The 25,639-nt window shown below is 36.3% G+C and carries 18 protein-coding genes; 12 read left to right on the forward strand and 6 right to left on the reverse strand.

Features of this window, described 5'->3' with window-relative positions; translation table 11 throughout:
* Positions 1 to 5 precede the first annotated feature (5 nt).
* From AR685_RS07690 to AR685_RS07700, 3 genes are all read left to right on the forward strand, one after another.
* Positions 6 to 308 carry a hypothetical protein gene (locus AR685_RS07690; RefSeq protein ID WP_047443113.1) on the forward strand — a complete coding sequence of 101 codons (303 nt, stop codon included), beginning with the start codon at positions 6 to 8 and terminating at the stop codon, positions 306 to 308.
* A 120-nt stretch (positions 309 to 428) separates the two neighbouring features.
* Positions 429 to 2,024: a SulP family inorganic anion transporter gene (locus tag AR685_RS07695; RefSeq protein WP_047443114.1), complete on the forward strand. Its 1,596-nt coding sequence runs from the start codon at positions 429 to 431 to the stop codon at positions 2,022 to 2,024.
* Positions 2,025 to 2,073: 49 nt separating this feature from the next.
* Positions 2,074 to 2,709: a carbonic anhydrase family protein gene (locus AR685_RS07700; RefSeq protein WP_047443115.1), complete on the forward strand. Its 636-nt coding sequence runs from the start codon at positions 2,074 to 2,076 to the stop codon at positions 2,707 to 2,709.
* Positions 2,710 to 2,792: 83 nt separating this feature from the next.
* On the opposite strand, the gene pth is transcribed toward AR685_RS07700, so the two are convergent.
* The 6 genes from pth to mfd all read right to left on the reverse strand — a co-directional run bounded on the left by pth (position 2,793) and on the right by mfd (position 14,479).
* The gene (pth, locus tag AR685_RS07705) at positions 2,793 to 3,356 is read right to left on the reverse strand and encodes an aminoacyl-tRNA hydrolase (RefSeq protein ID WP_047443116.1); all 564 of its coding nucleotides are present in this window, start codon (positions 3,354 to 3,356) and stop codon (positions 2,793 to 2,795) included.
* 87 nt (positions 3,357 to 3,443) lie between these two features.
* Positions 3,444 to 4,376, reverse strand: a complete 933-nt coding sequence (locus tag AR685_RS07710; protein WP_059124219.1) for a hypothetical protein — start codon at positions 4,374 to 4,376, stop codon at positions 3,444 to 3,446.
* A gap of 212 nt (positions 4,377 to 4,588) precedes the next feature.
* Positions 4,589 to 6,241 (reverse strand): RagB/SusD family nutrient uptake outer membrane protein, encoded by a 1,653-nt coding sequence (locus tag AR685_RS07715; RefSeq protein ID WP_047443118.1) that lies wholly within the window; start codon positions 6,239 to 6,241, stop codon positions 4,589 to 4,591.
* A gap of 9 nt (positions 6,242 to 6,250) precedes the next feature.
* The gene (locus AR685_RS07720) at positions 6,251 to 9,376 is read right to left on the reverse strand and encodes a SusC/RagA family TonB-linked outer membrane protein (protein WP_059124220.1); all 3,126 of its coding nucleotides are present in this window, start codon (positions 9,374 to 9,376) and stop codon (positions 6,251 to 6,253) included.
* A 466-nt stretch (positions 9,377 to 9,842) separates the two neighbouring features.
* Entirely contained in the window at positions 9,843 to 10,688 is an 846-nt protein-coding gene (locus AR685_RS07725) for a hypothetical protein (RefSeq protein ID WP_059124221.1), read from the reverse strand.
* A 428-nt stretch (positions 10,689 to 11,116) separates the two neighbouring features.
* Positions 11,117 to 14,479, reverse strand: a complete 3,363-nt coding sequence (gene mfd, locus AR685_RS07730) for a transcription-repair coupling factor (RefSeq protein WP_059124222.1) — start codon at positions 14,477 to 14,479, stop codon at positions 11,117 to 11,119.
* 245 nt (positions 14,480 to 14,724) lie between these two features.
* Here mfd and AR685_RS07735 point away from each other — a divergent pair, with 245 nt between their 5' ends.
* From AR685_RS07735 to dnaB, 9 genes are all read left to right on the forward strand, one after another.
* Complete coding sequence (locus tag AR685_RS07735) at positions 14,725 to 15,117, forward strand: hypothetical protein (protein WP_047443122.1); 393 nt, start codon at positions 14,725 to 14,727, stop codon at positions 15,115 to 15,117.
* A 179-nt stretch (positions 15,118 to 15,296) separates the two neighbouring features.
* Positions 15,297 to 15,542 carry a hypothetical protein gene (locus AR685_RS07740; RefSeq protein ID WP_047443123.1) on the forward strand — a complete coding sequence of 82 codons (246 nt, stop codon included), beginning with the start codon at positions 15,297 to 15,299 and terminating at the stop codon, positions 15,540 to 15,542.
* 130 nt (positions 15,543 to 15,672) lie between these two features.
* Complete coding sequence (locus AR685_RS07745; protein ID WP_047443124.1) at positions 15,673 to 17,172, forward strand: GH3 auxin-responsive promoter family protein; 1,500 nt, start codon at positions 15,673 to 15,675, stop codon at positions 17,170 to 17,172.
* A 167-nt stretch (positions 17,173 to 17,339) separates the two neighbouring features.
* On the forward strand, positions 17,340 to 17,585 hold the full coding sequence (locus tag AR685_RS07750) for a hypothetical protein (protein WP_131777604.1): 246 nt from the start codon (positions 17,340 to 17,342) through the stop codon (positions 17,583 to 17,585).
* Between the two features lie 212 nt (positions 17,586 to 17,797).
* Positions 17,798 to 18,160 (forward strand): hypothetical protein, encoded by a 363-nt coding sequence (locus tag AR685_RS07755; protein WP_047443126.1) that lies wholly within the window; start codon positions 17,798 to 17,800, stop codon positions 18,158 to 18,160.
* Between the two features lie 95 nt (positions 18,161 to 18,255).
* Positions 18,256 to 19,491, forward strand: coding sequence for an MFS transporter (locus AR685_RS07760; protein WP_059124224.1), 1,236 nt, complete (start codon positions 18,256 to 18,258; stop codon positions 19,489 to 19,491).
* Positions 19,492 to 19,580: 89 nt separating this feature from the next.
* Positions 19,581 to 21,659 carry a T9SS type B sorting domain-containing protein gene (locus AR685_RS07765; protein WP_059124225.1) on the forward strand — a complete coding sequence of 693 codons (2,079 nt, stop codon included), beginning with the start codon at positions 19,581 to 19,583 and terminating at the stop codon, positions 21,657 to 21,659.
* A gap of 99 nt (positions 21,660 to 21,758) precedes the next feature.
* Positions 21,759 to 23,828: a gliding motility-associated C-terminal domain-containing protein gene (locus AR685_RS07770; protein ID WP_059124226.1), complete on the forward strand. Its 2,070-nt coding sequence runs from the start codon at positions 21,759 to 21,761 to the stop codon at positions 23,826 to 23,828.
* Between the two features lie 155 nt (positions 23,829 to 23,983).
* The gene (dnaB, locus tag AR685_RS07775) at positions 23,984 to 25,564 is read left to right on the forward strand and encodes a replicative DNA helicase (RefSeq protein ID WP_047443130.1); all 1,581 of its coding nucleotides are present in this window, start codon (positions 23,984 to 23,986) and stop codon (positions 25,562 to 25,564) included.
* The last annotated feature ends 75 nt before the right edge of the window (positions 25,565 to 25,639 follow it).

Here is a 25,639-nt window from a genome sequence, read left to right on the forward strand (position 1 = left end):
AGTAAATGAAATTCTGGAGTATTATTACATTAATGATCGTCCTCAACTTCACAGCATTGCCAAGCATTGCTGCGGTTGCTGATTGGGACATCATGACAACCAATGTAATAGTGAACGAAGAAGAAACCCATTCTCATTACTCATCTCCATTTTCTGTTTACGAAAAAACACTTCCAAAAACTTTAGATGTTTACGATTATCTTAAGTTCTTTGAACCTGATATTGAGGGCAGATCTTTCACATTAATAGATGACGATTTTCATCTATCCCCTTTACTGAGTATATTTTCTCCTCCTCCGGAAGCTTAGTTATTCTCCATTTTACTATTCAAATCATTCTTGATCTTGAATATTTCTACATTAATCTCAATCGTTATTGATTGACTTTAATCGATTAATTATTTTACATCAACGTATTTTTCAATTGTCATGAAAAAATCAAAATCTTTCTTTGGAGAAATCAAAGAGAACTTCCCTTCGGGTCTAGTAGTATTCTTAGTAGCTCTTCCCCTGTGTTTAGGAATTGCTTTAGCATCCGGAGCACCACCCTTATCAGGAATCATTTCCGGTATTGTAGGCGGTCTGGTCATCGGAGCCATCAGTAATTCAAATATATCTGTTTCCGGTCCTGCCGCAGGGCTTACCGCAATTGTTTTGACTGCAATTACCGACCTTGGCGCATTTGAACTTTTCCTTTGTGCAGGTATTATTGCAGGGCTTATTCAGTTGGTTTTAGGATTTATAAGAGCCGGTAGTATTTCCAATTATTTCCCTAATAATGTTATTGAAGGAATGCTTGCCGGAATTGGTATTATTATTATTTTAAAACAAATTCCACACGCACTTGGATTCGATAAAGATTATGAGGGTCATGAATCAATCTTTGATAAAGGATTGAATTTCGGATATTTCACAGAATTATTGGGAGCCATACAACCGGGCGCACTGATAATAACCTTGGTTTCCATAGGCATTTTACTTGCATGGGATCACATTCCGTTTTTAAAAAGAATGAAGATGCTTCCTGGTGCTTTGGTTGCTGTTGTTGCAGGGATTTTAATGAATGAAGCATTTAAATTATCAGGAAGCTCTTTAGCAATTGGCTCTGAACATTTAGTGCCTCTACCAGTGCCAAAAACTTTGGAAGATTTTAAGAATTTGATTACAATGCCGGATTTTAACGGCTTTACCAACTACAAAGTCTGGCTTGCCGGAGCAACCATCGCAGTTGTAGCATCAGTTGAAACATTACTTTGTATAGAAGCATCAGATAGATTAGATGTCCAGAGAAGAACAACAGATACTAATCTCGAACTGAAAGCTCAGGGAATAGGAAACTTAGTAAGTTCATTAATTGGAGGACTTCCAATGACATCAGTAGTTGTAAGAAGTTCTGCAAATGCTAATGCGGGTGCAACTTCTAAAGCTTCAGCAATGATTCATGGCTTTCTACTATTAGTCTGCGTACTTACAATTCCGTTTCTATTAAATTTAATTCCGTTGGCGACACTGGCTGCGGTATTACTTTTAGTAGGATATAAATTGGCAAAACCTGCGACATTTAAGCATTTTTGGGATCTTGGAAAATTCCAGTTTATTCCTTTTGTGGCAACTGTCGTTGCGATTGTTGCGACTGATCTTTTAAAAGGTGTAGGAATTGGTTTGGCAATATCAGTTTTCTATATCCTTCAGGGAAATATGAAGCGTGCCTATTATCTGAGCAGAGAAAAACTAAATGACGCAGACGGAATCACGATCAAATTGGCTGAAGAAGTTTCTTTCTTAAATAAAGCTGCAATTAAAAAGACCTTGAAAAATATTAAGCCAAATTCTACCATCATCATTGATGCAACAACGACATCGTACATTGCAACCGATGTTTTGGAAATGATACAGGATTTTGCCAATATCAGAGCGAAAGAAGAAGATATTAATGTAGAACTTATGGGCTTCAAAACCTCATACCGAGATTATGAAACCGATGAAGACTCCCACATTGTCATTACTCACAAGAGAGCAATGTAAAGATAAACGATCAATTTTAAATTTAAATATAATTCAAAAAATATACAGTATGAAAGCACATACATCTGAAACACAATCTACTATTACCCCTGAAAAAGCATTAGAATTTTTAAAAGAAGGAAATCAGAGATTTGTGGGTAACCTTAAAGCAAACAGAGATCTTCTAGAACAAGTAAACGCTACACGTGAAGGCCAATGGCCGTTTGCCGTAGTCTTAAGCTGTATCGACAGCCGTACTTCAGCGGAATTGATATTTGACCAGGGATTAGGAGATGTTTTCAGCATCAGAATTGCTGGAAACTTTGTCAATCAGGATATTTTAGGGTCAATGGAATTTGGATGCAACGTAGCAGGCTCTAAGCTTGTTGTTGTATTAGGACACACAAAATGTGGCGCATTAAAAGGCGGATTAGATGCTGCTAAAATAGAAGGGATGGGCATGGATAACCTTAACCATCTAATTGATCATTTTGACCCAATTATTAAAACAATCATTGAAGACGGCGAAGAACGCTCTTCTGCAAATGCTTCACTTCTTGAGAGATTGAATCAGCATAACGTAAAAAATGCTATTGATGACATCCGTAAACAAAGCTCAACTCTGAAAAGACTTGAGGAAGAAGGCAAAATTAAAATAGTTGGAGCCAATTACGATGTAGAAACCGGTGTTGTCACTTGGTTATAAGATATTGATTATTTTTATTGATTCAGGCTGGAGCAAAGCTCCAGCCTGAATTTTTTATCTCAGATACCAATACGTTTCAGAAATTATTTCCCGTTGAAGGCCGACATTGTATTTCCGATTCCGGCGAAAACAAATGACAGACAGGCTTTGGAAAATTTTTCAATTCTTTCTCCAAGTTTCTCTGTTTCTTCTTCGTTCCATGTTCCTAAAACATAATCTACCTGTCTTCCTTCCGAGAACTCTGCTGAAATTCCGAATCTAAGTCTCGCGTAATTCTGGGTCTGCAAACTCTCATGAACGCTTTTCAGACCGTTATGACCTGCATCAGAGCCTTTCATCTTCATTCTTAATGTTCCAAATGGCAACGCCAGATCATCTGTTACAATCATCACATTCTCTAAAGGAATATTTTCTTTCTGCATCCAGAATTTTACGGCATTTCCTGATAAATTCATATACGTGTCCGGCTTCAATATAAAAACTTTTCTGCCTTTGTATTTACCCTCCGCCATCCATCCGAAATTGGTAGTGTTAAAGGACACATCAAGGCTTTCTGCTATTTTCTCAGCAACTTTAAAACCTATATTGTGACGGGTATTTTCATATTCCGGACCTTTGTTGCCCAGCCCGACAATTAAATATTTCATGAGAAATTTTTTGCAAAATTAAGAGTTATAAAATAAAAAACTCAATCCTGTGCAGAATTGAGTTTAAAATATTTTTAGATTGAAGAATTACATCGGTTTATAGATATAATTTACTCCGAAACCTTTAATCATATAAGTCTGTAAATCATATCTGTAATCGGTAGAGAAAATTACCGCAGTCGGAATTACTTGCATAAGATCTGTTATAGATACTCTCTTCGGACTGTTAGGAGATAAAATAAAAGATCTGTTATCCTCGTAGTCGGTTGCCAGAAGTGTAGAAACTTTATATGCAAACGGAAGAAGCGTATATGGATTGATTTGAGAATCGTAATTCAAAAATTCGTATCCAAATTTCTCAATAGGAGTGCCATTGACACCAGCATTAATTTTACCATAATGTCTTTCTACTTTTGAAACATTATCTCCCAGATAAGTATACCATGATTTAGAATAATCTTTATATTCGAAAGGTACTCCTACCGCATCAGGACCGTTTTTCATGTTGATGACATCCAGTTTGCCTGTTGTAGCGCTGTAAGTTAAATCATACAATGCTTTTATTTTTGAATCCAGCGTATATGGTCCTGCAGGTGTTGTAGGAGGAACAGCTGGTGTTCTTTTATATGTAGATCTGTTTTCTGAAATGATCGTTAATCTTCCTAAGTTTCCGTAGGTAAATAATTGAGTGTAAACAATACTGTCATCATCAAGTATTCCGTCACCATCATTATCTAAGTGACCTTTGAAATCAATCTGACTGATTTTATCACCACTCCACATCACATTAGCTGCAGAATATTTATCTGTGATAACTCTTGACAAAAGCAAGCCGTTATAACGATATTCTGCTATGGTATCAGAATCCGTGATTTCTCTGAACAAAGCTCTTGGACCATTAAAGCCACTAGATTGGTTTAAATCAATAAGGGGGTCACCTTCTTCATTAACCATGTCTTTACATGAGTGAACAGAAGAGATACCTGCTATAAGTAAAATAAAATAGAAAAGTCGTTTCATTTCCGGTAGGGATTATTTATTTTTCCACAAATATAATTTTTTTTTGAATAAAAATCATGTTTTACTTTACATTATCGCAAAATAATAGTGAAAAAATAAAAAAATTGCTATTCAAATATTGATTCTGCTACAATGCTGAAAAACTATTGCATTAAATTTCAGATTTAAAAGAAAAAGAGGTAATGTCAGCATTACCTCTTTTGGATATTTATTTAATATGCCGGATTTTGCGGAAACGCTTTGTTTTGATTCAAATCAATCACCGTCTGTGGGATAGGTCTTAAAATCTTCTGAACTCCATTATTTCCATTAAAATTGCTCGCATTTGGGATTTTATAATTATACTGAACGGCTCTTGAAACCAATGTTCCTGTACGTTTCAGATCAAACCATCGGTTGTATTCACCCAGCATTTCTCTACCTCTTTCATCAAGTATATAATTGATGTTAAATTCAGCAAGTGATGCATTAGCAACTCCGGCTCTTGCTCTTACTGCATTTAATCTCGCTAAACCGGTTGCTGAATTTCCTGCTTTCAGATAAGCTTCAGCAGCGATAAGATAGGTATCGGCAAGTCTCGAAATAATAATATCTCTAGTACTTACAGGACCTGTGCTTGCCGGGGTCGTTAATGCAGGATCATCAAACTTCTTCACTGGAATGGTCTGGTAATCTATATTTTTCACCAAAGTATAAGCCGCATCATACGTTCCTTTATCATGATAAACAAATCCGGTTGCCAATTTTGATGTATTGGCAGTCATCCAGGTCGTTTTATCTGCTGCAGTATACCATGAAGGCTCATAAAAATGTTTAATTTTTAGTGTCGACTTATCTGCTACTCTGAAGAAATCGTAATATCTTTCATATACAATGTTCATAAAAGTAGATTCCCATCTTAGATCTCCTTGTTTAAATAAATCGATTGCGTACTTGGTTGGGCAAAGGTTATAACTTCTTAAAGGTGCATTCCCCTGTGTTTCTGCTCCACCAAGGTAAGAGCTAAAGTAGTAAAACTGCTTATTTCCTAATGTTGTTGGAGATGTAGTTGTTGACTGTAAATCGTACTGCACCGAAAAAATTGTTTCCGGACCAAGTTCACTTGAAGGTCCCGGAGAGGAAAGCTGTGCCGGAGTCATCGTAAGAGCCTGGCCTGCAATTGCTGCTTCAGCGTATTCAGCTGCTTTTGTAAAATCTGTAGGCAAGCCGAAGGTTTCGTAACCTCTTGTAAGATAAACTTTAGCCAAAAGATCGTTAACTGCTTTTTTATTGACTCTTCCACTGGTTGCATAATTAGCAATTCCCACAGCAGCTAATGAAGCTTCTAATTCTTTTATAATATAGGTATATACCTCGGGAGCCGTATTTCTGTCAAACTTCAAAACCGGCGTGATAAAATTCTCTTCTACAATCGGCACACCACCATAGGTTTGCACAAGTAGAAAATATGCATTAGCTCTTAAAAATCTTGCTTCACCAACCATCATTGGAACTGATGGTGTTTGCTCCGTAAGAGTGGAATAATAAACCGTCTTATTAACAGATTGAATTAACTGATAACAAGATACATACAACTGATCCACCCCTTCAGAAGCCGGAATCAGCTGTGTATACTGGCTCAGACCTGCTGGTTCCGGAGTTCTACCTTCTGCATACATGTCTGTACCCGCCACGAAGAGCCATGGATCTCCACCATAAATACCTTTTAACCAGGCATAGTTGGAATTGACAAGTAACTGATAGCCCGCTGCTGTTTTGAAAGCTTCGTCAGCAGGAGCAAAAGCCAAACTTTCTTCTTCAATAAAATCATTGCAAGAATTGAAAAGTGAAGTGGCAAAAACTAGGGTTAATATTATTTTTTTCATGATTTTTTTTTAAAATTTAGCACTCAGTCCCAATTGAGTTGTAATTGCAGCAGGTCTGTTGATTCCCATATTAGCAGCAGCCCATTCAGGATCGTAACCATCAAATTTTGTAAACACAAATGGATCTAAAACATTAACATACAATCTCAAACTACTCATCTTAATCTTCTGAAGGAAATCAGAATCAAAAGTGTATCCTAAAGAAATATTTTTCACTTTAGTAAAAGAAACATCTCTGTAATATGCGAAACCTGTTCCCCAGAAAGCACCTGCACCGCTTCCTACCGGCCCCGGTCTTGGGTTAGAATTATTGGCATTCGATGCAAGGCCTGCGCTGTTGGTAGGTACAAAATAATCCATTGCCATTTTTTGGCGGCCTCGGTCTGAAACGTCAGCAAAATTTTGATGGAATGTACTCAACACCGTTTGTCCCTGACTTGTAATGATTGAGAAATTAAAGTCAAATTTCCCTACGGTAAGCCGTGAGTAAAAACTTCCCTGCCATTTCGGAACTGAGCTGCCGATAACCGTTCTGTCGTTGGCATTAAACTTCCCGTCACCGTTGAGGTCTTTTGGTCTTGCCTGCCCTGGCGCCATACCGTAAGACGCTGCTTGTGCAGCTTCACTCTCCTGCCAAACCCCATCAAAAACGTAGTTGAAATTAGGATTTAAACTTGACCCTAAAATCAAATTATTTCCGATATCACTTACGACGTCCTGATTGTAAATTGATTCCAATCTGTTTACGTTCTTCGTGAAAGTAAATGTTGTTTCCCAATTTACAAGGCTGCTTTTAATGTTTTTTGTCACCAATAAAACCTCGACTCCCTTGTTACTCACAGATCCCACATTCGCATAAGTCTGCTTGTATCCCATTTCTGCTGGTGGTTGCTGTCTGTAGATCAGGTTTTCTGAAAGCCTGTCGTAGACATCAACTGTACCTGTAATTCTATTTTTCAGAAATCCGAAATCGATCCCAAAATTCAATTCCCTTGTCTTTTCCCATGTCAAATTGGGATTAGAAAGACTTGAGGTTTGCAATCCCGGAACCAAGACATTGTTATTTGCATAAAATGTCTGCTGATCAAGAAGGGCTAATGACTGATAAGGGGCAACATTATCATTACCGGTATAACCAATACTTGCTCTCAGTTTTAAATCTGAGACAGCATTAACATTCTCTAGAAAGGATTCTTTGTTGATCTTCCAACCTAGAGCTACGGAAGGAAAAACCGTCCATTTATTATTGGTCGATAACACAGAAGAACCATCCCATCTTGAGGATGCCGTAAGTAGGTATTTATCTTTAAAACCATAATTAACCCTTACTGCATAAGAGTTCAGAGTTCTTTTCATGTAAGGTGACGTGAGTGCCGGATCTCTCAATTGAAAACTTGTTGGTGTTCCAAATATACCGCCATAGATACCCATGTCGAAAGGCATTCCATTTGAAGAAGAATAGAAAAATTCATCGGTATTGGAATACAAACTTTGCAGCAATAACACACTCACATCATGAGCGTCATTAAATGTGTGTTTTAAATCGACTTGATTATCCCAAGTATAATTAAAATTCTCGCTTTTTGCGACAGATGAAGAATTCTTGTTGTTAAGCGCAATTCCCGCATTGGTTTGTGCTGAGTTGGATATTCCGAAAGTACTGTTTGCAAAACCGCCGGAGAATGTTGTCTTAAATGACAACCATTTTTTTGGCTGATACTGGAAAAATACGTTCCCTAAGGCCTGCCAGATTCTTTCGGTTTGTCTGGAGTTGGCAATTTCCAGCAACGGATTTATTGTACTGGTTTTATTGATTGCCCAGCTTCCATCGGGATAAGTGAGTTTACCCGGAAGTAAAAACAACTGACTTTCGATATCATTACCTTGCGCATCGACAGCATAAGGAGATATGAGGGGGCTAAAACTGAACGCCGATCTCATCGCCAAATCACTTCCGTACTCGGTTATGGTTCTGGCAACAGTTAAGTTCGCTCCGGTAGAAAATTTACTGTTGATTTTATGGTTTAAGCCTAATTTAAAAGTGTATTTATCATTAGAATCATTATCAATAATTCCATCATTTCCCTGAACACCAAAGGATAAATTATAGCCTAATCCGCCTTCAGATCTACCCGATATGTTAATGTAATGATTTTGCATTGTACCTGGCTGCAGTACCGCATCATACCAATCAAAGTTATATCCATTATTCGCTCTTTGAACCAATAGAGGACTTTGGTTTCCTGCTAAAGCAGCCAATGCTGCGGGTGTCTGATTATTCGGGTTTGCACTCAGATACGCTGCCTGATGAAAATTCCACCACTCTGTTCCCGACATCATTTTGGGCAATCTTGCGGCAGTTCTCACACCATAAGACGTTTCAAGAGAGACATTGATTCCTGATTTTGCAGTTGCTCCGTTCTTAGTAGTGACAAGAACAACACCACTGGCGCCTCTCGAACCGTAAATGGCAGCTGAAGACGCATCTTTCAGCACGTCCATTCTCGCAATATCCTGAGGATTCAGAAAGTCGATATTATCTGTCGGAACGCCATCCACAACGTACAAAGGGTTTCCGGAAGAGATTAATGAGTTGCTTCCTCTGATGGTCATTTTAAAACCATCTCCCACTCTTCCGGAGTTTGAACTGATCTGTACTCCCGGCATACTTCCCTGTATTGCCTCAAGTGGGCTTGTCGTATTTCTTTCTACAATTTTTTCTGCGCTTAATGTATTTACAGAACCCGTAAGATCGGTTTTCTTTACGCTTCCGTATCCCACCAGAACAACCTGCTCAATACTTTTGATTTTCTCGTCTTTCAGAGGAATGTTGATAAAGGTACGGTTATCAATAGGGATTGTCAGAAATTCATACCCTTCGTTTTCAACGGCAAGCGAAGACTGATCTTTCTGTAGAGTAATGCTAAAGTTTCCGTCTGCATCGGTGGTAACAGAGTTTTCTGTTTCTGCTTCCTTGACCACGATGTTTGACAATGGAGCTTTCTTATCGTTTGTAATTTTTCCAGTCACTTCTTTACCCTGCTGTGCAAAAACAGCTACCGAAGAGAAAAGAAATAACACAGCAAGCTTTTTACGAATAAGAAAACCAGATGTTGCTACTTTTTCAAAAGACATATTATTCAGTTTTTTGGTTAAATTTTAAATAATTCAAACAACAATATGAGATTAGCTACTTCTCAAATTATCTTCTAAAAAACACAAAAATCATATTGTAATCGATTGCGCAAATCATGACGATTTTTGTGTTTTCTATATTAACCTTTTTTTAATATAATTTTAATTTTTTTTAACATCAGGAGCGGAAATACAATTTAAACAACTGTTAATCAGTAATATAAATTTTAACAGGTATTTAAATAAAACATGATATTTGTCAGTTTTTAAAGAGTTTCGCCCATAACATTTTACCTAAAAATAATCCCCAGATATAAATTTCATGAAGAAGTGATAAGAAAACATAAAAATCTAAAACCGTAAATACGACTAATTTATCATCAAAAAAAAACATCTTTTTGCAAAGATGATTGGGAGTAAGATTTAAAAGAAATAACATTCAACTAAACAACTGAACTCAGAAATTTTAATCGAAAATATCATGATGATGGTCTCCAATTTCTTCTGACTCAACCGGAGGATTAATCATATCGTTCATCTTCTGCGGAGAAATTTTCACACTGTTTACAGGCAGGTCAATCAATACTTTACTGTTGGACCGAATTTCATCTAAATGTATTTTATGATCAGTTTTTACAAGAACTTTATTCATTTTATCGACAGCTTTATCCAAAGTATTCTTTTCACCCGTAGATTTTGGAGAGAAGTATTCTACTTGGAGCGCTAATGTTTTAATAGAAACCGGCTGATTACGTTCAATAATCTCCATAATTTCCGGACGAATTTTGATAGCATCGCTGTACCAAACATTACATGATTTACTTTCAGGTACCAAAAAAGTCTGACACGTTACTGATGAATAATTTTTGAGAGGCGAAATTTTGACACTGGTAATAGCATCAGAAGTATTAAAATACTCAAAAATAACGCCAAATGGCGGTTGCGCAGACAGGGTCGTACTGCCTGGATTTTCAGAATCAACAGTTGGTTTTTCCAATTTCTGAACCCATTGCTGGAAGTCATTTTTCAAAATTGAGGTGTACCAGGATTTCTGATCTTTTGTGTAAAAATAGTATACAGAATCTTTTCCTCTTTTGTAAATCATTCCGTATGAAATGTTTTTGAACAGCTTCTCTGTCACTTCTCGTCTCACATCATCTCCGTTGAAGGTTAAAACAATGTCAGAATACGTTCCTAACATATCTTTCTCCTGCAGTTTAATCACACCCTTAAAATATCCTTCAGAATCAGTAGTGAATTCTGATACAATTCCGGCTGGTTTTTGCTCTGCTTTTTGACACGAAATTATCATTATTGATACGAGTACCAACAATGATAATTTAAAAAAACTAAATTCACTATTATTGTAAATCACAACCATATTTTATTTAATTATTATCAAGCACTATTTCAACTAATTTACAATGCGTTGTAGATATATTTTTGAATCTGAGTTTGATCCGACACCTGATAATTCATCGTATCATAGAGGCATTGTAATTACCCAATATTGTAGGATCTTCGGTTGAATTATTGCCAGAGAAAATAAGACTAAGAAGCAAGAGTGTTCTGCTTTTCACAAAATTGTTGATAGTCATAGATTTAGTTTTTTAAATGATAAATATAATTATTTTTCAACATGCCCTGATTTACTTTAAATATTTAACAAAAAAAATCTAAAAACTTCCGCTTTTAGATTTCAATTCACTACTACTTAAGAATATAAATTCCTACATTTCTTTAATTGGTCAAAATAGACTTTAATAAAACATTCACCTCATCCACATTCTGCACACCATCTTTTCTCATCATCAGCTGATTCCCTTCCTTCCCAATTTTCTCTTTAAGTTGTGCTTTAGCAGGATTTTGAGTTAGATAAGTAATGATATGCCTGAATTTATCGGTCTGATAAAATTTATCCTGCGGATTATTCGGGAAATAACCGAGGAAAATTCCGTTTTTCATGACGATCTTTTCGAAACCGATATCCGCAGCTAGCCATTTTAGAGCAACACTTTTTAATAAATTGATTGCTTCAGAAGGCAAAGCTCCAAAACGGTCTGTCAATTCAGATTCAAACTTCTGAAGATCAATTTCATTGTCAATTTCTGCTAATTTTTGATACAAAAGCAGCCTTTCTTCCGTACTTGAGATGTAAGAATCCGGTAACATCAGTTCAAGATCTGTATCGATATTGACTTCTTTTACAGATTTAAATAACTTTTGACGGTCTGCTTCATTTTCAAACAAGTTTTCAAAATCTTTATCGTCTTTTAATTCTTCTAAAGCTTCCTGCATCATTTTCTGATACGTTTCAAAACCCATTTCGTTGATGAATCCGCTTTGTTCGCCTCCTAATAAATCTCCTGCTCCCCGGATTTCCAGGTCTTTCATCGCAATCTGAAAACCACTTCCCAAATCTGAGAACTGCTCAATTGCTTCAAGCCTTTTTCTCGCATCTGAAGTCACCATATCCAACGGTGGTGTAATCAGGTAACAAAAAGCTTTTCTGTTACTTCTACCAACTCTTCCCCTCATCTGGTGAAGATCTGCCATCCCGAAACGCTGAGCATCATTGATAAACATGGTATTGGCATTAGGAACGTCTACCCCACTTTCAACAATGGTGGTCGCAACCAAAACGTCATATTTTCCTTCCATAAAGTCAAGGACGTTTCTTTCAAGCTGTTTGCCTTCCATTTGTCCATGACCGGTGATCACTCTTGCATCAGGAACCAGCCTCTGTATCAATCCCGCAATATCTTTCAGATTCTCAACTCTGTTGTTGATAAAATACACCTGTCCGTCACGCTGCAATTCATAAGAAACCGCATCACGAATAATTTCTTCACTGAAACCCACCATCTGTGTTTCCACAGGCTGTCGGTTTGGAGGTGGGGTTTTAATGACCGATAAATCTCGTGCAGCCATTAATGAAAACTGTAAAGTTCGCGGAATCGGCGTTGCTGTTAGCGTCAGTGTATCAATATTTGATTTTAAAGTTTTTAATTTATCTTTTACCGAAACTCCAAACTTATGTTCTTCATCAATAATTAATAAACCTAAATCTTTAAATTTCACTTTTTCGGAAGCCAATTGGTGGGTGCCGATGACGATGTCTACTTTTCCGTCTTTTAAACCTGCTATGGTTTCAGATTTTTGTTTTGCGGTTCTGAATCTGTTTAAATAAGAAATATTCACAGGAAAATCTTTCAGTCTCTCTTTAAAACTTCGGTAATGTTGAAATGCCAAAATCGTAGTCGGTACCAGAATCGCAACCTGTTTCCCATCGGTTGCAGCCTTAAATGCCGCACGAATCGCAACTTCTGTTTTACCAAATCCTACGTCACCGCAGACCAAACGATCCATTACCGTATCTGCTTCCATATCGTTTTTAACATCAATGGTTGCTTTTTCCTGGTCCGGAGTATCTTCGTAGATAAAACTTGCTTCCAACTCATTCTGAAGATAAGAATCCGGTGTGTAGGCGAAACCCTTAGCCGTTTTTCTTTCTGCGTATAGTTTTATTAAATCAAAAGCAATCTGCTTGACTTTAGCTTTTGTTTTCTGCTTTAATGATTTCCAGGCCGGCGAACCAAGTTTGCTTAAAACCACTTCTTTTCCGTCAGGACCATTGTATTTTGAAATTTTATGTAATGAATGAATACTTACATATAATAGGTCTCCGTTTTTGTACGTCAGTTTAAAACATTCCTGAATTTTCCCATCGTTGTTTACTTTTACCAATCCCATGAATTTCCCGATTCCGTGGTCGATGTGAGCGATGTAATCTCCCACTTTCAAAGACATCAAATCTTTTAGAGTCAGCTGTTCCGACTTGGCAAATGTGTTTTTAGCTTTATATCTTTGGTAACGGTCAAAAATCTGGTGGTCAGTATATACCAAAACTTTATGGTCTGCATCTACAAATCCTTCGTGAAGTTCAGATTTAAAACTTTTAAAAGGCAGTTGATTTTCTAATTCCTCAAAAATAGATTCTAGTCTTTCCTTTTGTTTATCGGTAGAAAAAGAAATCCAGGTTTCAAAACCCTGCTGCTGCTTTTCTTCCAAATCTTCTATCAGCAATTCGAAATTTTTATGAAAAGACGGCTGCTGCGTCTGTTTGATTTCGACCTGTATCCTATTTGATATTTCAATGGACTGCGGACTAAAATCTATGGTTTTAAATTTCTTATAATCAAACAGAAACTCTTCATCAGAAATAAACAATTCTTGTGGAGTTCTGTGCGAAATATCTTTGCTTACCGTATCATATTTCTCTAAAGATTTTTCATAAAAACCTCTGACTTTATTTAAACCTACAAAAGCATTTTTAGAAACAACAAAACTGTCTTTCGGCAAAAGCTCCAGCAAAGAAACACGATTGCCCGAAACAGAATAATTCATATTAGAAACCAACTGGAAATCTTTTACTTTATCTACCGAAAGCTGAGTTTCGATATCGAACGTTTTTATATTTTCCACTTCATTTCCAAAGAAAGTAATTCGGTAAGGTTTCTCGTTGGAATAAGAAAAAACATCTACAATCCCTCCACGTACAGAAAATTCTCCTGGTTCGGACACAAAATCAGTTTGCTGAAACTGGTAATGCGAAAGTAATTCGTCCACAAAATCAAAATCAAGCTGATCACCAACTTTTATATGATGAGAAATTGCTTTAAAATCTTCTTTCTTTAAAACCTTTTCAGAAAGAGCTCCCATGTAGGCAACGATGATCTTTGGCGATTTTTCTGAATTTATTTTATTTAAAACATCCGTACGCAAAACGAGATTGGCATTCTGAGTTTTCTCTACTTGATAAGGCTCGAGATGTGTTGCAGGGAAATACAGGACTTTCTCTTTTCCCAAAAGATCTTCCATTTCTGTATTTACATATAAAGCCTCTTCTTTATCATCTACAAGATACAGTATGGTTTTTTTCTGTGTAAGAAAAAGTTCGGCAGTGAATATAGAAACTGAAGAACCGGCGCTTCCTTTCACAGAAAGATGCTGATGGTTCTCGAGCTGAATAAAAATTTCTTTTCCAAACTCTTTTTTAAGTAAATCCGGAAGAAAGCTTTCTTTTATGGTTTTTAAGTGCATAAAAATAATATAGATATCAACGACAAAAGCGATTTCGGGAGAATTCCGAAACCGTTTTAGCATTACAAAGATAATGCTATTTTTTCTTTACGATATACTGAGATAATCAAATGAAGAAACATCAACCATAATTAAAATCACAATTTTTATTAAAAAACCAAAAAAAAGTTAAAAACAATTCACTTTTTAATACGCGGCACAGTGTTTGAAAAGTCTAATCTTAATAAACCGAAATATTAAATATTATGAAAAATGTAATCAAAATTTTAGGAGTTTTTATGCTGGTCATGTTCACGGCAATCTCATTCACATCATGCAGCGACGATGACGATCCGGCAAATAACGATTTCTTCGCAGGCACATATAAGGGAAGCATCTCTTATAATGACGGATCAAATACTGTATCAGCAAATGACGGAAGTGTATTTGTAACAAAAATTGCCAGTGGAACGAAGTATAACTTTGCATTCTCAAACAGCATCCCGGATTTGAACGGTGTAGAATTTGAAAAGCAAGGAGACAATGTATTGGTAAGTGTAGGTTCTACAGCAACTTCTTACATTAGAATCGACAATAATGAATTGAAGATTTTATATGGTAAGGATGGAAAAATCTGGACAGCCAACTGTACAAGATAATAACTATTCATACATATCTGAAACCTGTTTCTCTTTAAGGAAGCAGGTTTTTTTATGTTTAAAATCTGATTTAATCTTTTTTTAATCTGTGATAAACTTTAGTTAAGTCACGAAATATTAATTTTCGTAATAAGATTTTGCATAAATTTACTTACACAAAAAACAATAAATACCTACAAATGAAAAAATTTATCACCGCAATGTCAATCGTTTTAGGATTGGGACTTGTTAATGCTCAACAGGCTGTCCCTGCAACCAAAACAACAGCTCAGAAGACAACCAAAACCGTAAAAACTATAAAACCTGAAGCAGCTAAACCAACTGCTAAGCTAAAAAAAGACGGAACTCCTGATAGAAGATATAAAGAAAATCAAAAGTTGAAAAAAGACGGTACGCCAGACAGAAGATATAAAGAGAACAAATAATCAACATTAAAAAATGTTGTTTTTTCATAATCAAATTTCGAAGAACCGGTGAACTTTGTTCGCCGGTTTTTTTTTGAGTTTAATCTTAATATATTTCATAGAATTCTATACTTATTTATAAATTTGAACCATGTTAAACTTCTTGAAAAAAAATGTGGCACTGGTCTGGGCAAATAAACATGTTCAGAAAGCGAATGATTTTAAGCAAAATGCAGAAAAAAATCAGGATAAACTACTTTTATCATTGGTAAAAACTGCAGAAAAAACACTTTTTGGAAGAGAGCATCAGTTTGAAAATATCAATTCTGTAGAGGATTTTCAAAAAAATGTCTTGGTTGCAGACTATGAAAACCTTAAACCATACATCGAAAAAGTAAAAAAAGGACAGCGCAACATTCTCTGGACAGAAACTCCCGAATATTTTGCCAAAACTTCCGGCACCACTTCCGGTTCAAAATATATTCCTATTTCAAAAGAAGGAATGCCTTATCAGGTTGCTGGAGCGCAGAGTGCTCTATTTCATTATATTTCAAAAAAAGGGAACGCCGATTTTGTGAATGGAAAAATAATTTTCCTGCAGGGAAGTCCTGAGTTGGAAGAAGTTTTCGGTATAAAAACTGGTAGACTTTCAGGAATTGTGGCGCATCATATCCCAAATTATCTTCAGAAAAATCGTTTGCCAAGTTGGGAAACCAACCTAATCGAAGACTGGGAAGCAAAAGTTGACAAAATAGTCGAAGAAACGGAAAAAGAAAACATGACTTTGATTTCCGGAATTCCGCCGTGGCTGATTATGTACTTTGAAAAGCTCATTGAGAAAAATGGCAAGAAAATCACGCAGCTTTTTCCTAATCTTCAATTGATCGTGACCGGCGGCGTCAATTATGAACCTTACCGTGAAAAGATGGAGGAACTTTTAGGCGGAACGGTTGACATCGTTCAGACATTTCCTGCTTCAGAAGGTTTTTTCGCTTTCCAGGATGACTACACGAAAGAAGGACTCTTGCTTTTGACCAACCATGGAATTTTTTATGAATTTATTCCGCTTGAAGAGTATGGGAAGCCAGATGCGGCAAGATTGACATTAAAGGAGATTGAACTTAATAAGGATTACGCTTTAATTTTAACAACCAACTCAGGACTATGGGCATATTCTATCGGTGATGTCGTAAGATTTATCGATAAAAATCCACACCGTATTTTGGTAAGCGGAAGAACAAAACATTTCACTTCAGCTTTTGGTGAACATGTAATAGCCTTTGAAGTTGAAGAAGCCATGAAAGCTACTATAGAGAAATTCCCTGCGCAGATAACAGAATTCCACCTTGCACCACAGGTCAATCCACAAAATGAACTTCCTTACCACGAATGGTTTATTGAATTTGAAAAGGAACCTGATGATTTAGATTTATTTAAAAATGAACTTGATAATCAGCTTAGAAAAAGAAATACTTACTATGATGACTTGATTTCGGGCAACATTCTTCAGAAATTAAAGATTAGTAAACTTTCGAAAAACGCTTTTCAGGAATATGCAAAATCTGAAGGTAAGCTTGGTGGACAAAATAAAACTCCGCGTTTGGCTAATGACCGTAAAGTTGCAGATATTTTAACAAAGAACGTTATTTAACTTGCATTTACATACAAACAGGTATTTTTAAAAAAATTATTACATGAGAATTTTATTTTTAGTCTTAATTACGTCTTGTTTCGCTTCCTGCTTTTCAACCAGCTATATTGCTGAAAAAAATCAGGGTAACTTCGATAAAATCAATGCCGGAAATAAATACACTTTTTTTGATAATAAAAAAAAAGAAAGTAGCATTTACAGTCACATCCGTAGAGAAAGACAGTATTAAAGGAAGTAGAAAAAATCTCCCTTTTGCGATTGCAAAAAATGATATCAATAGCATCCGTAAAAACAATACTCCGGGAACCGTCCTAATTGCAGGCGGTGCTGCAACGGGAGTCACTTTAATTACTGTAGCTCTCATTAATGTACTCAGAGATACTTCTGAAGTTTTCACACCTGATCAATACTAATCTCAACCTTTACTTCAGTTATCTCTGACCATTATACTTCTCAATGATCTTCATCATGCGAAAGGGAATCTAAAAAAAAATGAATCAAAATATCCTTCAAAAAATAATCTGGCAGTAAAAACTATGTATTTATAAAAATTTAGTCACATTTTTTGGATTCTGAAAACATATATTCAAAAAAAATTATAAATTTGGAAAACTAAAATTTAATAATGAAAGCATCTGTACTTTTAAAATCATCTTTACTAACAGGTTTATTTGTCATCTCATCTTGTGCTACCACAAAGTACAGCGAAAACATTTCAACAAACAATTATTCCAATCTTGAAGCAGGAAAAATATATGTTGTAACGCCAAGAGACGGATCTAAGAAACAAACAATACTTTTTAGAAACATCAGTGGTGAAAACATCATCGGAACTGCCGGCAAAAAAGATAGTACAGAAGTTGTGATTCCTAAATCCAATATTGCATCTGTGAAAGACAGATCACAAGCAAGAGTTGTAGGTGGTGCTGCCGTAATCGGAGCTGCAGGAGTTGCTGCGCTTGTTATCAGTTCTCTGAGAGCTGACTAAAATAGACAATATCTTTCAGAAGAGATATGCATTTTCTCTTGAAAAACACAATATAACGATAGCCCTAAATGAATTTTTAGGGCTATTTTTGCGAAATGATTTCTCTCACCCCGCTTAAAACCTTAGAAAATATAGAATTCAGAAATCTTCTTACGGGTAGATTTTTTATTGTTTTAGCATTCAGGATGCTTGCCACTTTATTAGGGTGGTGGGTGTACCAATTAACTAAAGACCCTTTTTCGATAGGACTAATAGGACTTTCGGAGGTGATTCCCGCAGTGAGCTGCGCTTTGTACGCCGGACATGTGATCGACATGAATGAAAAAAAGAAATTGCTCTTGATCTGTACGTATCTTTATATTTTTCTGATCGGATTATTACTGATTCCCGCTTTCTTTAATGTTGAACTGCACTTTTCAGGACACGAAATCACCTATTATATCTACGGAGTAATATTTTTCACTGGAATTGTGAGAGCATTTATTGGACCTATTGTTCCTTCAATGATTCCTAAGATTGTTCAGAAGGTCAATTTACCAAACGCAATAACCTTAAACCAAGCAACATTCTTGATTTCTTCAGTTTGCGGACATGCTGCCGGAGGATTTTTAATTGAATGGTTTGGTATAAAATGGACGATAGTAGCCGTAATATGCAACATCATTATAGCCTCCTTTTTTTTCTGGAAACTTAACAGACAGTATTCTGAACACAAGAAAGATGAAATTAAAATTATAGAAAGTATGCGAGAAGGACTTTCTTATATTATAAAAACTAAAGAGATACTTGGCGCACTTTGTCTTGATATGTTTGCTGTACTTTTTGGTGGCGCTGTGGCAATGATTCCTGTTTTTGCAACAGACATTTTAGCAACAGGGGCAAATGGTTTAGGATTATTGAATGCTGCTTCAGATATTGGCTCAATGATTATTATCACTGCTCTTTCTATTATTCCTTTAAGAAAAAATCAAGGAAAGGTTTTGCTTTTTGTAGTGGCTGGATTTGGGCTTTGCATTATAGGTTTCGGACTTTCTCATTATTATTGGCTTTCTTTCATGTTCTTGGTTTTAAGTGGAATGCTCGACGGAATTTCTGTAGTTATCCGGGGAACTATTGTTCAATTAAAGACGCCAGATCATATTCGTGGCAGGGTTCTTAGTGTCAATTCAATTTTCATTATGTCTAGCAACGAAATGGGACAGTTTGAGAGCGGACTTGCAGCAAAACTAATGGGAGTTGTACGATCTGTTGTGTTTGGCGGTGGCATGACTTTACTCATCGCATTGATTGTCGCATCTACCAATCCTAAACTGAGAAAAATGCAATATTAAAATATATCGCATTGGTTTATTTAAATATAACCTAAAACATTAATCCTCAGGTGAATATTTTTCATATATTTGTTTAAAAAATTTCGAAAATGAAAAAAATTTTATTACTTTTTTTATTAATTCTATCTCAAGTATTCTCTGCACAGTCAGACTGCCCCACGGCAATTACGGTTTGCGGAAACTCGGGAATATCATATACCCCAACAGGACCAGGTAATATATTGGAAGATCTTGGAGGCTGTTTAAGTAGTGATGAAAACTTTTCTGTGTGGTATACATTTACTATCGCTACTGGGGGAACTTTGACTTTCACTATTAATCCGAATGTATTTACTGATGATTATGATTTTGGGGTCTACGGACCTAATAAAGCCTGTGGTAGTCTAGGGCCACCTATCAGATGTAACTATTCGGGAGCAGACGGACCAACTGGTTTAGCTACAGATGCAACTAACCCCAACGGAGGAGGAGGAGGAGCTCAGGCTCAATGGAGTAGCGCTATGAATGTGCTTCCAGGAGAGACTTATTATCTTGTCATTGATAACTTTTTAAGTTCTGCTAATGGTTTTACTTTAACTTGGGGAGGAACCGCTACATTAGCATCCCCATTTAATGATCCGGGATTGATTACCAACCCTTTTGTTGCCCCTGGACTTCCTAATGCAAATCCGAATGATCCAAATGAAGTTGTGGTATGCACCAATCCTGCAGTTTTTGATTTCAGCTCATTAACTCCTGCAATTATTAATGGCAATACAAATTTCACTGTTTCCTATCATTACAACACCAACGATTTATTAACAGGAGACAACCCTATCACCACTCCGGTTTCAGTAAATATTACTGATACATATTATTACAGTATCACTTACACAGATCCTACCAATCCGAACAATCCTATCAACAAGTGTAAACAGACAGGTGATTTTAAATTTAAAGACGGATCTATAGTTGCTACAGATGACACCCTCACAGAGTGTAACAACAATAATGAAGGAACTGCAGTTTTTAATCTGACAACGGCTAACGTTATTAATTCGCCTACTGCTACGAAAAAGTATTACGCTTCAATGTTTGATTTGAATGCCAATACGAATGAGATTACAAATCCTTACCAATATTTATCAGCAGGTGGGTCGGTTTTCGTTTTGGTGACTTCTGAATTTGGATGTACAGATATAGCAGAGATAAAATTAAATTTCTATCCTGTAGTAGTGGTAACAGAAGCTACACTAAGAGCTTGTTTTATTGAAACAAATCCTTCAACAGGTCTATTTAATCTAACAAATGCAAATGTTACGACTTTAATTGGAGCGACTAAAAAATATTATCCGTCTGCTACTGATGCAGTCAACCAAACCAATGAAATTCTAAACTTCAATAATTATATTGCACCAAACGGTGTTGTATACGTAAGAGTAATAAGTGGAGATGGATGTTATACCGTAGCTAAAGTTACCTTAGTTGTTATTCCTCCAGTGTATTCTACTGTATTGATTGATAAAGTTATCTGTATTGAAGACAAAACAACTTTAGATGCAGGGCCAGGATTTACAGGATACGAATGGAGCACAGGAGCAACAACGCAGACTATATCAAACGTTGGAGTAGGAACTTATTGGGTAAAACTTAAAACAGGAGATTGTACAGCACTTCAAAAAGTAAAAGTATATGCAACTGAACAGCCTGTAGTTTCAAGTGTTGACATTACCAACAACTCAATTTCGGTAAACGTTGTAGGCGGTACGCCGGCATACCAGTACTCATTAGACAATGTACATTGGCAAGACTCTAATGTGTTCACAGGGCTTTCAAGAGGAGATTACACTATTTATGTAAAAGATTCTTATGACTGCGTTCCGATGGAAGTGGCAATCGTAGTACCTAACATCGTCAATGTAATTACTCCGAATGGAGATGGTATTAATGATGTCATTAATTATTCTGCACTTTCAGGAAAAGGAAATTTAGTCTTGAACGTTTACGACAGATACGGCACTAAAATTCACCAGGCAGACAAGTCAAATAATTACACATGGGACGGAAAAATAGGAGGTAAGAACGTACCTACCGGAACATATTGGTATTCTGTAACCTGGAACGAAAACAATAAAAATAAAACACCTATCAAATTCTCAGGATGGCTGATGGTCAAAAACAGAGATTAATCCTAAGGTTCAAATAATAAAGAAATCGCTTTCAGGCGATTTCTTTATTTCAGATGGATTTGATATATTTTGCTTAAATTTGCTATAAACCCATTTCACATGAAAAAAATACTACTTTTTTTTGTTTTTATAACATCGCAACTCTTCTATTCTCAATCTGATTGTATTTCTGCCATACCTGTGTGTGGTAATTCTGGTTTTTCATACAATTCGCAAGATGATGGAAATATTGCTGAGGAGCTTGGAGGATGTTTGTCAACTGATGAAAGATATACGGTTTGGTACACATTTACCATTGCAACATCAGGAACTTTAACTTTCACTATAGATCCTGTAACCTTCGCGGATGATTACGATTTTGGTGTATATGGCCCAAATCTGACATGTACTACTTTGGGAAATCCTATTAGATGTAATTATTCAGGAGCTGACGGGCCTACTGGACTTTCATTAACATCTACTGATCCTAATGGCGGAATATTTGGTCAGTGGAGCAGCTATATGGATGTAGTTGCAGGTCAGACTTACTACCTCGTTATTGATAACTTCTCTCAATCATCAACTGGTTTCTCATTAAATTGGGGCGGTACTGCAACTCTGACTTCTGCATTTAACAATCCAGCACTCACTCCAAATCCTTTCATAACTCCTGGAACACCAAGTGTTACTCCAAATGCTCCAAATGAAATATTAAAGTGTGCATTACCCATGCAGTTTGATTTCACAACGCTCTCTGCAGGTATTATCAATGGAAATACTAACTTCACAGTTACTTACCATGATACTGAAAATAATGCTATCACAGGAAATTCACCACTTACTACTACACTTATAAACGGAACGACAACATATTATTACAGACTTAAATACACAGATCCTTCCGACCCGAATAATCCGATTAACGGATGTTTTGAGCTAGGTGTATTTAAATTTAAGCAAGGTAATATCGTTGCCAACAATGCTACTATACTATCGTGTAATAATAATGGAGAAGGTTCGGCAACATTCAACCTGACTACAGCACCGGTTTTTGCCGATGCTACCGCGACTAAAAAATATTATACTTCACTTGCAGATCTTAATGCTAATACCAACGCAATAACAAATCCAACAGCTTATGTATCTTCCGCACCAAAAATTATTTATGTAAAAGTAACTTCTGTTGAAGGTTGTACTGATGATTCTGAAATCACTTTAAACTATTATCCGGTTGTTAATTTAATACCCGCTACTTTAGAATCTTGCTACATTGAAGGTGCAATTACAACAGCGGCGTTTGATCTAACCTCTGCAAATGTTACAACGCAATCTGGTATTACAAAAAAATTCTATCTAACTCAAGCAAATGCTTTAGCTCAAACCAATGCAATAGCTAATCCCAACATTTACATCACCCAAACAAGTGAAGTTTATGTAAGGGTCACTAACAACGATGGTTGCTACGCAATTACCAAAATCACACTTAAAGTTTTACCACCTGTAAAATCTACAGTTTTAAAAGATAAAACAATCTGTATTGAAGACAGAACAACTCTTGATGCAGGTTCAGGGTTTGACGGTTACGAATGGAGTACAGGAGCTACAACACAAACGATACAGGGTGTACCTGTAGGAGCTTATTGGGTGAAATTGAAAACAGGTAAATGTTTTACTTTACAGCAAGTAAATGTTTACCCTTCTCAACAGCCCGTTATTGCAAGTTTGGATATCACAAACAATACGATCACCGTGAATGCCTCAGGAGGAACTGCTCCTTATCAATATTCTCTTGACGGAATCACTTGGCAAGATTCTAATGTATTTAATAATCTTCCAAGAGGCGAAAACAAGATTTACTTAAAAGATTCTTTCGACTGTAATCCTATTTTAGTGCAAGTAACAGTTCCCAACTTAGTCAATGCCATTACTCCAAACGGAGACAATATTAATGATGAAGTAGATTACTCAGCATTAGCCTACAAAAAAGATTTAATATTTACCGTTTACAATAGATACGGAAACAAGATATACGAATCTGGTAAGATGAGAAACTATAAATGGAACGGAACTTCAGGTGGCAAAAAAATCGTTACCGGAACATACTGGTACACCATCTCATGGACCGAAACTGATGCCAACAGTACCCAAACGAAATACAGCGGTTGGATATTGGTAAAAAACAGAGAATAAATTAATTTTTGATTATATTTAAAATCACCTCAGAAACGGGGTGATTTTTTTTATTAACAAAATTTACCTTGTATTAATAATATATAGAGAACCTTTCTACATAAAATGTTAGTTAGTATTTTCAGATTATTTTTTAAATAAACTATATTTGCAGCATGGCGCAGAAAGAAACATTATCATCTCTTACTCAGGGAAACTTTGCTAGAGAGCTATCGATTGCAGATGGAAAAATGCCTCCCAATGCAGTCGATTTTGAACGTTTGGTTGTCGGTACTTTTTTGATTGATAAAAAAGGACTCGACCACTCTATTGACCTTTTAACCCCTGAAGTTTTCTACGACCCAAGACATTCGGTGATTTTTGAAGTAATCTTAAAATTATATGAAGGCAATCAGCCCGTAGATTTAATGACTGTCATTCAGGAATTAAAGAAAACAGATAAGCTGAGTTCCGCAGGTGGCGACCATTACATCATTGAGCTAACGATGGGCGTAAGCTCTTCTGCCCATATAGAATATCACGTCCGTGTAATTCTTGAAAAATACATTTTACGAAGTTTAATTAATGTTTCTGCCAATGTGATTGATACTTCTTATAAAGAATCAACAGACGTATTCGAACTTCTAGATAAAGCCGAGCAGTCATTTTTTGAAATCACCAACGGAACCATTAAAAAAGGTTTCGACACGGCAAATACATTGGTTAAACAAGCAATTGATACCATCAAATCTTTAAAAGATAAAGAAGGAATATCAGGAGTACCTTCCGGATTTACCGGTGTTGACAAAGAAACTGGGGGATGGCAAAATTCAGATTTAATTATCATTGCCGCACGTCCTGCAATGGGAAAAACAGCCTTTCTTCTTTCTATGGCAAGAAATATTGCCGTGGGATCTAAAATTCCGATGGCACTATTCTCGCTCGAGATGGCATCAGTACAGTTAATCACAAGGATGATTGCATCTGAAACCAAAATTTCTTCAGAAAAACTGCGGAAAGGGCAAATGAGTGATGAAGAATGGCAAAGACTATTCTCCAATGTTTCAGAACTAGAAAACGCTCCTCTTTACATTGATGAAACTCCTTCTCTTTCTATTTTCGATTTCCGGGCAAAATGCCGTAGATTGGTGATGCAGCACGGGGTAAGAATCATCATGGTCGATTACCTTCAGCTGATGACCGCAAGCAGCGGCGGTAAAGGTGGTGGAAACCGTGAACAGGAAATCGCAATGATATCACGTTCATTAAAAGCAATTGCAAAAGAGCTCAATGTTCCTGTTATTGCACTTTCACAGTTATCGAGAACCGTAGAAACTCGTCCTGGAAAAAGACCTCAGTTATCTGACCTTAGAGAATCAGGAGCAATTGAGCAGGATGCAGATATTGTATCATTTATTTTCAGACCAGAATACTACAAAATTGCCGTTTGGGACAACGATGAAGAAGGACAGGAATCTTCAACCGAAAACCAAGCCGAATTGATTATCGCTAAACATAGAAACGGTGCCACTGCCGATGTAAGACTTTCTTTCATGAAGCATTTTGCAAAATTTGGCGATTTGGGAGAAACAGATTACGGTTACCCATCAGGAGGTTCTCAATCACCTGAACCAAGCGGTTTTGAGAAAATAAAAACAACGATTCAGCCAGGTGCTGCATTTGATTTGCCAGATAATTCTAAAGTTTCTGGATCTTCAATGAACGATCTAGATGATGAAGATGATTTTCCATTTTAATTTTAAAAAGTCAGGTAGCTTAGGTTTATTTAACCTTGAAATAATTTTTTAATATAGTCTTAGACTAAACCTCAA

The sequence above is a fragment of the Chryseobacterium sp. JAH genome (genome assembly GCF_001507335.1).
Taxonomy (GTDB): Bacteria; Bacteroidota; Bacteroidia; order Flavobacteriales; family Weeksellaceae; genus Chryseobacterium.

What these genes read in the sequence shown, in the direction of transcription:
- AR685_RS07770 (WP_059124226.1), top strand. Translation starts at nt 21,759, where the DNA reads ATGAAAAAAATACTACTTTTTTTTGTTTTTATAACATCGCAACTCTTC.
- AR685_RS07710 (WP_059124219.1), bottom strand. Translation starts at nt 4,376, where the DNA reads ATGAAACGACTTTTCTATTTTATTTTACTTATAGCAGGTATCTCTTCT.
- AR685_RS07745 (WP_047443124.1), top strand. Translation starts at nt 15,673, where the DNA reads ATGTTAAACTTCTTGAAAAAAAATGTGGCACTGGTCTGGGCAAATAAA.
- AR685_RS07725 (WP_059124221.1), bottom strand. Translation starts at nt 10,688, where the DNA reads ATGATAATTTCGTGTCAAAAAGCAGAGCAAAAACCAGCCGGAATTGTA.
- AR685_RS07720 (WP_059124220.1), bottom strand. Translation starts at nt 9,376, where the DNA reads ATGTCTTTTGAAAAAGTAGCAACATCTGGTTTTCTTATTCGTAAAAAG.
- dnaB (WP_047443130.1), top strand. Translation starts at nt 23,984, where the DNA reads ATGGCGCAGAAAGAAACATTATCATCTCTTACTCAGGGAAACTTTGCT.
- AR685_RS07690 (WP_047443113.1), top strand. Translation starts at nt 6, where the DNA reads ATGAAATTCTGGAGTATTATTACATTAATGATCGTCCTCAACTTCACA.
- AR685_RS07715 (WP_047443118.1), bottom strand. Translation starts at nt 6,241, where the DNA reads ATGAAAAAAATAATATTAACCCTAGTTTTTGCCACTTCACTTTTCAAT.
- AR685_RS07695 (WP_047443114.1), top strand. Translation starts at nt 429, where the DNA reads ATGAAAAAATCAAAATCTTTCTTTGGAGAAATCAAAGAGAACTTCCCT.
- AR685_RS07765 (WP_059124225.1), top strand. Translation starts at nt 19,581, where the DNA reads ATGAAAAAAATTTTATTACTTTTTTTATTAATTCTATCTCAAGTATTC.
- AR685_RS07755 (WP_047443126.1), top strand. Translation starts at nt 17,798, where the DNA reads ATGAAAGCATCTGTACTTTTAAAATCATCTTTACTAACAGGTTTATTT.
- AR685_RS07735 (WP_047443122.1), top strand. Translation starts at nt 14,725, where the DNA reads ATGAAAAATGTAATCAAAATTTTAGGAGTTTTTATGCTGGTCATGTTC.
- pth (WP_047443116.1), bottom strand. Translation starts at nt 3,356, where the DNA reads ATGAAATATTTAATTGTCGGGCTGGGCAACAAAGGTCCGGAATATGAA.
- AR685_RS07760 (WP_059124224.1), top strand. Translation starts at nt 18,256, where the DNA reads ATGATTTCTCTCACCCCGCTTAAAACCTTAGAAAATATAGAATTCAGA.
- AR685_RS07700 (WP_047443115.1), top strand. Translation starts at nt 2,074, where the DNA reads ATGAAAGCACATACATCTGAAACACAATCTACTATTACCCCTGAAAAA.
- AR685_RS07740 (WP_047443123.1), top strand. Translation starts at nt 15,297, where the DNA reads ATGAAAAAATTTATCACCGCAATGTCAATCGTTTTAGGATTGGGACTT.
- mfd (WP_059124222.1), bottom strand. Translation starts at nt 14,479, where the DNA reads ATGCACTTAAAAACCATAAAAGAAAGCTTTCTTCCGGATTTACTTAAA.